At 50.6% G+C, this 10,824-nt stretch carries 11 protein-coding genes; 8 read left to right on the forward strand and 3 right to left on the reverse strand.

Annotated features, from left to right (window positions below; all coding sequences use genetic code 11):
* Positions 1-74: 74 nt before the first annotated feature.
* The 4 genes from H6F91_RS23500 (at position 75) to H6F91_RS23515 (ending at position 2,724) form a co-directional block, all read left to right on the forward strand.
* Positions 75-1,130 (forward strand): potassium channel family protein, encoded by a 1,056-nt coding sequence (locus tag H6F91_RS23500; RefSeq protein ID WP_190770150.1) that lies wholly within the window; start codon positions 75-77, stop codon positions 1,128-1,130.
* Between the two features lie 99 nt (positions 1,131-1,229).
* Positions 1,230-1,814: a hypothetical protein gene (locus H6F91_RS23505; RefSeq protein ID WP_190770149.1), complete on the forward strand. Its 585-nt coding sequence runs from the start codon at positions 1,230-1,232 to the stop codon at positions 1,812-1,814.
* An 11-nt stretch (positions 1,815-1,825) separates the two neighbouring features.
* Entirely contained in the window at positions 1,826-2,239 is a 414-nt protein-coding gene (locus H6F91_RS23510; RefSeq protein WP_190770148.1) for a hypothetical protein, read from the forward strand.
* Between the two features lie 32 nt (positions 2,240-2,271).
* Positions 2,272-2,724, forward strand: coding sequence for an HNH endonuclease (locus tag H6F91_RS23515; protein WP_190770147.1), 453 nt, complete (start codon positions 2,272-2,274; stop codon positions 2,722-2,724).
* Between the two features lie 31 nt (positions 2,725-2,755).
* Here H6F91_RS23515 and pgmB read toward each other — a convergent pair whose 3' ends face one another.
* Both pgmB and H6F91_RS23525 read right to left on the reverse strand, forming a co-directional pair.
* Positions 2,756-3,448, reverse strand: a complete 693-nt coding sequence (gene pgmB, locus H6F91_RS23520; protein WP_190770146.1) for a beta-phosphoglucomutase — start codon at positions 3,446-3,448, stop codon at positions 2,756-2,758.
* 579 nt (positions 3,449-4,027) lie between these two features.
* Positions 4,028-4,507: a rhodanese-like domain-containing protein gene (locus H6F91_RS23525; RefSeq protein WP_190770145.1), complete on the reverse strand. Its 480-nt coding sequence runs from the start codon at positions 4,505-4,507 to the stop codon at positions 4,028-4,030.
* Positions 4,508-4,542: 35 nt separating this feature from the next.
* On the opposite strand from H6F91_RS23525, the gene H6F91_RS23530 reads away from it, so the two are divergent.
* Positions 4,543-5,241 carry a DUF547 domain-containing protein gene (locus H6F91_RS23530; protein WP_190770144.1) on the forward strand — a complete coding sequence of 233 codons (699 nt, stop codon included), beginning with the start codon at positions 4,543-4,545 and terminating at the stop codon, positions 5,239-5,241.
* Here H6F91_RS23530 and H6F91_RS23535 read toward each other — a convergent pair.
* Positions 5,223-5,954 carry a TIGR04283 family arsenosugar biosynthesis glycosyltransferase gene (locus H6F91_RS23535; protein WP_190770143.1) on the reverse strand — a complete coding sequence of 244 codons (732 nt, stop codon included), beginning with the start codon at positions 5,952-5,954 and terminating at the stop codon, positions 5,223-5,225. The genes H6F91_RS23530 and H6F91_RS23535 overlap by 19 nt on opposite strands.
* A 23-nt stretch (positions 5,955-5,977) precedes the next feature.
* Between H6F91_RS23535 and ubiG the strand changes: the two genes are divergently transcribed.
* The 3 genes from ubiG (at position 5,978) to H6F91_RS23550 (ending at position 10,305) form a co-directional block, all read left to right on the forward strand.
* Positions 5,978-6,724: a bifunctional 2-polyprenyl-6-hydroxyphenol methylase/3-demethylubiquinol 3-O-methyltransferase UbiG gene (gene ubiG / locus H6F91_RS23540; protein WP_199308019.1), complete on the forward strand. Its 747-nt coding sequence runs from the start codon at positions 5,978-5,980 to the stop codon at positions 6,722-6,724.
* 380 nt (positions 6,725-7,104) lie between these two features.
* Complete coding sequence (locus H6F91_RS23545) at positions 7,105-7,938, forward strand: aldo/keto reductase (protein ID WP_190770142.1); 834 nt, start codon at positions 7,105-7,107, stop codon at positions 7,936-7,938.
* A 471-nt stretch (positions 7,939-8,409) separates the two neighbouring features.
* Positions 8,410-10,305 (forward strand): chloride channel protein, encoded by a 1,896-nt coding sequence (locus tag H6F91_RS23550; protein WP_190770166.1) that lies wholly within the window; start codon positions 8,410-8,412, stop codon positions 10,303-10,305.
* Positions 10,306-10,824: the final 519 nt, after the last annotated feature.

A 10,824-nucleotide genomic window follows, 5' to 3' on the forward strand; every position in this document is an offset into this window, starting at 1 on the left:
TTAACCCTGGGATACAGGTTCCCTTTAGGGGCTTTGTCCTATGGTGATTCGGGAACCTTGCTTAATATTTATTCATGCTGCTGTTCCTGGGCGCTCTGATTCTGCTAATTGTTTTCGTTGATGTTCTGGTCACCACGTTAATTCTGGGGGGCGGTGGTCCTTTGACCAATCGCATTTTGGGTAAAATCTGGAGGTTTGTGCTCCGGATCCATCACTGGCATCCGAATCATCATCTGCTTTTTCTGATTAGTTGGCTGTTGCTCATTTTCACAGCCTGGCTCTGGTTTTCCCTGGCATTTCTGGGATGGTGCCTCATTTTTAGCTCCTCCGATCAGGCACTGGTGAAAGCCTCTACGGGGGAATATGCCAACCTCTGGGAACGCATCTATTTCGTCCTCTACACCCTTTCAACCCTGGGCCTGGGGGACTTTGAGCCGAGCAATACCTTCTGGCAATTTGCAACAGCGATCGCCTCCATCAGTGGTTTCGCCTTACTCTCGCTGATCATCACCTACCTGTTGCCGGTTGTTTCTGCTGCAACCAATAAGCGGCAACTGGCCCTCTACATTTCATCTCTGGGCGGCACTCCCGAAGAAATTCTCACTCGTGCCTGGAATGGGAAAGATTTTGGACAGCTCAACCAGCACTTCATTAGTCTTACGTCACAAATTACCTTGCTGGGTGAGCAGCATGTGACCTACCCCATTCTGTATTACTTCCATAGTGCGGAGCGATCGCGCTCCTTCGCTCTCAGTCTGGTAGCTCTAGATGAGGCCCTGACACTGCTGAGCTATGGGGTTAGCACCAGCGTTCGCCCTGACCCTGCCAGCATTGGCCCCCTCCGCCGTGCCAATGCCTCCTTCCTTAAAACTCTCACCTCTGCTTATCTCAAGCCATCCAGGCATTGCCTTCCACCTCCTTCCCTGGAGGAGTTGCGGGCCTACGGCATCCCAACCGTCAGCCACCATAAATTTGAAGAAGCCCTCGAAATGCTAGAGCTACGGCGACGAGCCCTTCTCACACTGATCTGGGAGGACGGCTGGCCCTCGAATGCGGCGAAGCCTTTACACACCCTTAGCCGAGCCAACGATTTAGATGACGACTTCTCTATTAAAGAGGTGTTGCCGTAGAAACCTTCACGCTTAAAGCTGTGCTAGCTCAATCTTTATTTGCCTTCCCAATATTCTCTGGGTTAGGCTGAGACGAGAGACAGCTGAAGGGTATGGTCAATGCCATCAAAGAGTGAACTCCAGGATCTGCTCAAAGAAAAATACGGCATCAATAAGAATATTAGCCAGTCTCTAACAATAGAAGACTGTGAGCAAATTTTAGGCATTCTACAAAACCAGCCTAGCGCCACAAGACTGGTCGAATCGTTTATCTCTAAAAACTCAGATTTGAGCCAAAAGAATCGGAACTTTGGCGCATTACGAAGCCAAGCCGAGAAAAAGCTGGAAAAGCTTCAATTAGAGTATCAGGAACTAGAGAAGAATATTGCAGACTTAGAGCTAGCGAAGGAATCTTTAGGCGATCGCCGACAGCAACTTTTGCAAGACCATCAGTCTCTCGAATCTGAAATTAATGGCCTGATGGCCCAGAATCAGGAGCTTTCCTCAAAAGTCACATTTTTAAGCACTCAAAATAATGAGCTGGTAGAGGCAAATCTACAGCTCAAAAAAGATAATAAAGACTTGAAAAATGTAGTTGACCAAATTCGTCTGAAACTCGCCCAGGATATTAATCTGCTATTGCAATATGAGGACAGCGAGATTCGTAAGGCGATGATTCGGCTGTTCCGATGGACTTTGGGTTAGAAGCTGGCCCTATGAAACCTAAGCAAAGCAAAAAACGATCGTTTAGCGGCATGAGTTATCGCGATGTACAGCGATCTAACTCGAATCGCAAGAGTAAGCTGCCTAAACAACAGCAAAAATGGTTAAAGGAAAGTGGTTATCGAAATGTAGGCTGGGACAACATCATTCAGCTTTACCAGAAGATTAATGAGCTACTAGCAGAACCCGACTCTGATGAGCCGACCCTGGAGGAGCTGTTCCTAAAAGCTGATCAGATTGGCAATAAATATCAGACTCCTGAGGAAATTGAAGCATTTCAACAGCAGCTGTCTACAGAGGTTGAAGCGATCGCTGACACTATCGATCGCCAATTTCCTGACACCGAAATTGAGTCCATCGATTACGGCAAACAGGCCAAGCCCACTACAAGGCGAAAGCGTTCTTAATTGTCTTCCAATTACAGCCTCTCAGCAAAGCTATGGATTTGAACGACAAAAAGCTGGAAGATCTATTCAAGATAGCTGACAAAGTTGGCAAGCGACGCTATCACAAATTGACCCAACAAGACTTTGAGGATTATCGCCAATTTGACCGTTGGCGTTATGTAAATGGCGATAGCGAATGCGGCACAACACCTGAAAGCAAGCAATGGGTTAAGGACAACTCTGAGCGGCTGTGCCCCATCTGTGGTTATCGTTTTAGCGATCGCGATGGCCGCACCATTGACCACAAGTTGCCCCGTGCCCAATACCCCTGGCTCTCCCTAGAATTCAAAAACTTCTGGGTCATTTGCCGCATTTGCAACCAGGAAAAAGGCGAGATGCACTGGTACGAATATGAGCACTATATTTTTGTTCATCATCGCGATCGCTACGATGAAGTGCGATTTGCTCGTCCAACACAGTTGTTGCGATCGCTGAAGCAGGGCTGAGTTTGCCATCGAGCATGGAAGTAACCGTGGGTTACGTAGCGGCGATCGCTCTCCGCTGGTAGGTCAGCTTATGAACCACATCTACCCAATGCACCCCCTCCAGGTTAGGAAACACTAGATGGGCTGCTCCAACCCGTTCTTCAGGGCCAAGACCAACCACCCACATACCTGCTCGTAGAGCTGCTTCGACACCTGAGGCAGCATCTTCTACCACCAAGCAGTTAGCCGGATCAAGGCCAAGCTGAGTGGCTGCATACAGGAAAATATCGGGAGTGGGTTTAGACTGGGTAACGCAGGAACCATCGCCGATTACATCTAGAAATTCAGCAATGCCCAGTCGTTGGACCACGGCCCGCGCATTCCGACTAGCTGACCCAAGTGCCATCCGAACCCCTGCTGCTCGTAGTTCTGTTAGCAAGGGCAGTACCCCCGGCAACACATGATCCAGCGTCATGTTCTGGCTTAACTCCAGGTAATAGCGATTCTTTCGCTCCATCATGGATTGGAAGGTTTCGTCCCCCACCTCTCGACCCTGTAGCACCAGGCGCAATGACTCGCCCCGCGTCAGCCCTCGCAGGGCTTCGTTGGCTTCCCGATCGAAGGGGATGCCCTCTTCGTCGGCTAGTTGCTTCCATGACAGGTAGTGAAATTCCAACGTATCCGTCAACACACCGTCGAGGTCAAAAATAACCGCCTGGATAGGGAAAGAAGGGGACTTAGTCATAGGGTTCGAGGTTTCCTTGAAGTGTCCCTAGTGTATATATCGAACTCGAGGATTTGCCCACGCCAATGGAGTCTGAAGAAGGTGCAACCCATGATTAGGTCACATGGGGCGGACGATAGGCTTTGCTCCAAGCGAATGCCCGCCAGCCTCCCAGATCTACCAGGGTCGTATACATGAAATGTTCGTAGGCTTGATCAATCTTATTCACGGTACAGATCAGAATAGCGCTAACGGATGAACTGAAAGATGATCCGTAAGGATGATCCGTGCGTGATTCATAGTCGTTCTAGTTAGTTTTCAGGATTTGCGAGCCGTATCCTTTAGTTTGATCAATAAAGGTGGCTTGATGTAATAGATACATTCACAATACTCTGGACAGTTTTTCTAAAGCCTTTGATTTTGCGTACGCTAAGGATACGCAAAATCAAAGGCTTTAGAAAAACTGTATCGGTCTGTTCCAAAACCTGATACCAAGCAAATATAAAGCGGCACAGGATGGGAGGTGTGGGACGCCGCACCATACTTCTCATTCTGTACCGCTTCATATAAAAACGGGATGACGTCGATTGCCAAGAGCGGTTAACTCGAACGCCCTCTGATATCTCCGTTCAGTAGCAATCCCCAAAGCCAGTTGTAAGGATGGACGAATTTTGCGGGTTGACCTGCCTGGACGATCGCCCGCCCTTCATTGGCCCACTGAAATATCGATCCCTCCAAGTTCACAGCTTGAGTAAATCCCGCCGCCCGCAACTGTTCCACCAGGCGGGCTGAGCGGTAACCGACAGAGCAGTAGACGACCAGAGGTGTATCCAGGGATAAATCCATAGCACGCACCGAATCCAGATTGGGTGTGTAATAGGCATGGGGCAGATGGCTGACGGCAAACTCCTCAGGACGACGAACATCCAGCAGAATAGGAGCAGGTTGTGTACCCGACTGGAGCCACGCTGCCAGGGATGTTGTCGAAATGGCAGGGGCGTTAGGAAATTTATTGTGGATCATCCGTTTCACGGATTTCCAGGCCTGGTGTCGGAGGAAGTGGAGGGGCGATCGCACCATACACGGTTTAATGCAGGTAGATTAGAACACTCATCATGGTTAATTTTGCCCTCCTGGATGCATTACTCAAAGCCTACGTAGACGGAGAAGGCCGCGTCAATTATGGCCGCTGGCAGCGAGAAGCTCAGACCGATTTACGGCAATGGTTAGCGTCAGTACAGCCCATTTCCCTATCTGACCTTTCTGCCGATACCCAACTGGCTTTGCTGATCAACCTTTACAACGCGCTGGTGATTGAACAAGTGTTGATGCGCTATCCAACTAATTCAATCCTGCCCAAGTTCCTGGGAGTACCGAATTGGTTAGCATTTTTGCGATTTTTTGAGCGATCGCGCTTCTCCCTCAACAACCAATCGTTGAGCCTCAACAAGATTGAACATGGCATTCTGCGGCAACACTTTACCGAACCGCGCATCCACTTTGCCCTGGTATGCGCGGCGGTCGGCTGCCCGCTCTTGCGTAGCGGCGCATACTGGGCTGACCGGGTGCAAGAGCAACTGGAGGAGGATGCTCAGCGGTTCATCCACAATCCTGCCAAAGTGCGCTACGATGCCGATTCTCGAACGCTCTATTGCAGCAAAATTCTCAAGTGGTATGGCAAGGATTTCCTGAAGGTGGCTCCGTCTATCCCGGCTTATATTCAGCGCTATCTTTCGGGTGTAGAGATTCCTGAAACGGCGACAGTGCGCTATTTGCCGTACGATTGGAGCCTGAATCAGCGAACCTCATCGTAGAATCGCTTCAAGGTTTTAGCCGGCACTCCAAATCCCCACAAGAAGCCAATCATGGCATAGATGAAATTCGCCTTAAGTGGCCCCCAATAGGCAACCCGGCGATCGCTCGACTGCACCACTCGATTCAACTGCTGTATGGGTCCCAGACGGCACAATTTGAGGCATAAATCGGCCTCTTCCAGAATGGGCATTTCTGTATCAAACCCACCACAGGCCAGAAAATCCTCTCGCCGACAAAACATTACCTGATCGCCAAATAAAAGCCGCAGACCGTTGCGAAAGAACAGATGGGGACGAAATAACAGAGGAGCGTAGTAGGTTTTTAAGCTGTTATGCAGCGTGATACCCCAACGCGTGACATGGGTACCCGCCATGATGGAGATGAAACCTCCGCAGGCGATCGCCCCCTCCGCCAGAGCCTTATCCACCAGCACCACCAAATCATCTGGCACCAGGGTATCGGCATGGACAAAGCAGAGAAAATCTCCGGTGGCGTGGGTTGCCCCCAAGTTCATCTGAGTGGAGCGTTGGGCTCGATTCGAGTGCAGAACTGTAGCGGAGAATTGGGCGGCGATCGCTACGGTTTCATCATCACTCCCCCCATCCACTACCAGGATTTCCTGCGGCGGTGGTTGCAGAATGCTCAAGCACCGCAGCGTCCGTTCCAGGCAGCGCGCCTCATTCAATGTGGGGATAATGATTGAAACACCCATCGTTTCTCCTCGTCCCATTTACAATGCCGCGAACTCAAATTACCCGTAACGATCTAAGCTTCTACGATACGCAGGCTGCCCATTGGTGGGATGAAACCGCCAAAATTTACCCTCTCCGTCGTCTCAACCCCCTGAGATTCCAATATTTTGATCGCTTCGTCCCCAACTGGAATGGCTTGCACGTGCTGGACGTAGGCTGCGGAGGCGGTTATACCTGCGAGTTTTTAGCTCATCGGGGCGCTAAGGTTTGGGGCATTGATCAATCCGCCGCATGTATTCAGGCAGCCCAGGCCCACGCAGATCAGGAGCGTTTGCCGATTGCCTATCAGCATGGTGTTGGGGAACAACTGCCGTGGGGCGATCGCACCTTCGACATCGTCACCTGTGTCGATGTGCTGGAACATGTAGACAGCCCCACCAGCACACTGGCAGAGATCCGTCGTGTCCTTAAACCGGGCGGACTGTTCTGTTTTGACACCCTCAATCGTACCTGGCAGTCTCGCCTGGTGATGATCTGGCTTTTGGAGGATTTATTGAAAGAAATTCCTCAAGGAATTCATGATTGGAAGAAGTTCATCACCCCAGAAGAACTGACCCAGTTGTTGCAACAACAAGCTTTTTCAAGCATCTCTTTCAACGGTTTTAACCTGTTTGGCAGTAATCCCCTGGAATACTTCACCACCCTCCGTCACTACTGGAAAACTGGCAATTTTCGCATTCGCTTTGATGACGATACGTCAGTTATGTATATCGGCACCGCAAAGGTTTAACCCCTTAGGGGTTTCTGCATAAGAATTTACCCAGGATGTTGTGCGTTGCCCGCTAAGCGGGCAACGCACAACATCCTGGGAGGTAATTTCATTGCTGGAAATCTCCTAAAGTTTGCTCACGTTTGAAGGCGGGGGATGCTTCACACCCTACCTTCAATACAGGTGAAGTGCTGCCGTGCAGCACTAGAGATATGAAGTCAGCACTAATCCTCCAACCACACACCATCCTCAATCCAAATATTTGCTATGCCTTCAGCCTAAAGAGGCACTTCACCCCTCTTAGAAAAGCCAAGATAATCAACAGTAAGAGGATTGCAGAAATCATAAATCCGATGGAATTTAGATGGCATCCTCCGCTATCTAACCTGGGTTAAACTGCTATGAAAACACTGCGCCTATCATCTGGACAAGACATCCCCGTGCTAGGCATGGGAACCTGGCGCATGGGTGAAAACCAGAAACAGCGATCATCCGAAGCCGATGCCCTTCGCTATGGCCTAGATCACGGCCTTACCCTGATCGACACCGCAGAAATGTATGGGGAAGGGGGAGCCGAAGAAGTGATCGCAGAGGCGATCGCCCATCGCCGCTCCGAGGTCTTCCTGGTGAGCAAGGTTTATCCCCATAATGCTTCGCGCAAGGGAGCGATCGCCGCCTGCGAGCGTAGTCTCAAACGCCTCAAAACTGACTATCTAGATCTCTACCTTCTCCACTGGCGTGGCTCCGTACCCCTGATCGAGACCCTCGCGGCCTTTCAAGAACTTCAGCAAGCTGGCAAAATTCGCAGCTACGGGGTGAGTAACTTTGACACCGAGGATATGCAGGAAGCCTGGCGGTTATCAGGAGGGCAGGCGATCGCCACCAACCAGGTTCTCTATAATCTGATGCGCCGGGGCGGAGAATGGGATTTACTGCCCTGGTGTCGGCAGCACGGGGTTCCTATCATGGCCTACTCGCCCATTGAACAGGGGCGATTGCTACAGAAGCCCGCGTTGAAGGTGATCGCCGAGCAACGAGGAGTGAGTACGGCACAGGTAGCGATCGCCTGGCTCCTCCATCAACCTGATGTTATTGTCATTCCCAAAGCCAGCCGCATCAACCACATTGACGAGAACCTCGCCGCCCTTAACCTGACCCTCACCTCCGCAGAGCTAGAGTCATTGGAGGCAGCCTTTCCATCTCCAAAAGGCCCCACCCCCCTGGCTATGCTTTAAGCCTGGTGATGTGAGAGCAAAATACCGCACATCATCTCGCTATAGCCATTGAGGCTCTCATCACAGGATTTTCTTCCACCCTGAAAGCACAGGGAGAAAATTCCACTAGACGTGTTCTAAAACTAGTACGCTGAGGCGTAAATATATAGCCTATTTTTCTGTGGGGGTGCTTCGCACCCCCACAGAAAAATAGGTTACGGGCTTAGGCCGTAGCTTACTAGTTGAAAGGGTCATTTTTCGTGCGCTTCACACACAAAAATGGCCCATTTAACAGGCCCTAGGAAAGCAGATAGGTATGGGGGCAGTTCTTGCGAGACAAGGTTAACGTTGTGTACCCAAGAACATGCAAAATCAACCTTCTATGCAAGCTCTAAGGCGAGGAGAGAATTTCCCTAAAATCATTCCCCTTCAGACGTTTCATCCAGCACAATGGTGAGTGAGACAACCACTGCTGCCCTGCAACCCACCCCAATGAGCCTGACCCCCGAATCTGAGGGAACATCCGAAACAATTCATACGGCCGGCACTAGTCACACATCAACGATTACCCATCTATTTAACCGCCTGCAACCCGCCCCAGAGACGGTCGTGTTGCTGCTGGCTATTTTGATTGGCTCAGGGGCAGGAGCTGGGGTGGTATTGTTTCGTTTCCTCACCCAGGTTCTCCACTTTGTGATGTTGGGGGATATTTACGGCTACCTGTCGGCGTGGGGACACTGGACATTAGCCCTGATTCCCCTGTTGGGCGGCCTGATTGTAGGGCTGATGCGGTGGCGTTTACAGGATTTTGGCCCGGGCTTAACGGCCCTAATGGAAACCGTCAAAGAGGGACGGGAACTCGGCCCCCTTAAACCCATTAGCAAAATGTTGGCCGCTGCCATTTCTTTAGGAAGTGGCGCATCCCTTGGCCCAGAAGGCCCCAGCGTGGAAATTGGAGCGAATTTTAGCCTACTGATGGGCCAGGTTTTACAGGTATCCCGTGAACGTTTGCAGTTGCTTTTGGGGGCAGGAGCTGCCGCAGGCCTGGCTGCTGGCTTTAACGCCCCCATCGCTGGGGTGTTCTTTGCCCTGGAAGTCGTTTTAGGAACCACCTTCGCCACCTCAGCAGTGAGCGTTGTGTTACTGGCAGCCGTGGTGGCCGCGTGGATTGCGCAAATTGGTCTGGGATTTCAGCCAGCCTTTTCACTTCCGGCCTATGAAGTGCGGAGTTTGTTGGAACTTCCGCTATATCTGGGCCTGGGTCTTTCAGCCAGCCTTGTCTCCGTGATTTACAAGAAGTTGATGGGGTTCTCCCAACAATCCTTCCATGGACAAGTGGCGGGGCTGCAATGGTTGGCACGGATTCCTCAATCCTTACACCCAGTGATTGGAGGAATTGGGGTTGGGCTAGTTTCCCTGAATTTTCCTGAAATTCTAGGCCCGGGCTATGAAACGGTGGAGTCTATGTTGCAGGATGTGCAATTTTCCTTGCAACTGGTGCTGGCTTTGCTGGTAGTGAAGTTGTTCATGACAGCGCTTAGCTTTGGCAGTGGCTTTGTTGGTGGGGTATTTGCTCCAGCTCTGTTTCTGGGCGCATCCCTTGGTTCGGCCTACGCCAAGATGCTGGCGATCGCCTTCCCCGCGCTTCATCCCTATATGGCTTCCCCTCCTGCCTATGCCATGGTAGGCATGGCCGCTGTGCTGGCTGGCAGTGTCCGGGCACCGCTCACCTCCATCCTGCTCCTGTTTGAACTCACCCACGACTACCGTATTGTGTTGCCCTTAATGGCCGCGGTCGGCCTTAGCGTATGGCTGGTGGAACGGCTGCAACCCGCAGTCGTAATGGACTCGGACGGAGAACAACAGGGTACCTCATTGGACGTGCCCGCTGTCGATCATTCTCCCTCCCTGCGAGTTACCGAGGCCATGTACGAAATGCCTCTGATCTTGCCAGGGGATATATCTCTTCTAGAAGCCGGGCGATCGCTCCTCCATCACAGGAGCCGCTGTGCCCTGGTACTCGGCAACGAGCAACAACTGTCAGGCATCATTACCCTGCATGACATCAACCGTCTAGTTACTCGGCCAGCTGAAGAATTAGCAGAAACTGTTCTTCAGCAACCGCTTGAGCATCTCTGCACGACCGAGGTTGTTTACGCTTATAGTGATGAGTTATTGTCAGAGGCGATCGCCCGCATGGCGACCCGGGGTCTTCACCAACTCCCCGTTGTCAAACGAGAACACCCCGATGTGGTTGTGGGTCTACTGACTCAGGATGACATTAACCTGGCCCAAACCCTGGCTCGCACCCAGGAAGTTCTCCAACCCCACCTGAATTCACAACCTGAACTTGAAAAAGATTTGGCGCTGATCGCAGAATCCGATTAATTCTTTTTAGATTTGTGGCACAAGTTATAGCTATTTTCCCGGCAACGGTAGTGGCAGGACTTATGTATTTTTGCCAGGTGTGGGGCCTTTCACACATCCAACAAAAGTACATCAATCTTGAAAGGGTTGAAATGGCCATTTATTCGATTGACAACATTCTCTATCCATCTCTATGGAGATAGAGCATTACGCAGTGTAGTTAGGATAGTTTATTTTTGAAAAGCTTCGCGACTGAGGCTTCTCAAAAATAAACTTCCTGGTTGTGACTGCATAGTGCTATAAGAGAACATCGACATTGGATTAAATGGTTTATCGAGGATTACTTGGTATATATCAAACGAATGAATTACAACGATAAACCTCTGCCTTGAGACTGTTTTTCTATAGAGTTAGATGCAGTAGAAGCAAAATACTTAACAACAGGAAAAATACAACATAAAATCGAATTCTTGAATGAAAGAATTTCCTGTTGTGAGTCGTTGGGTTGTAACTGTAGCGTTTGCTGTAGTGGCGATCGCC

It is taken from the genome of Leptolyngbya sp. FACHB-8 (genome assembly GCF_014695575.1).
GTDB lineage: Bacteria > Cyanobacteriota > Cyanobacteriia > Elainellales > Elainellaceae > Vacuolonema.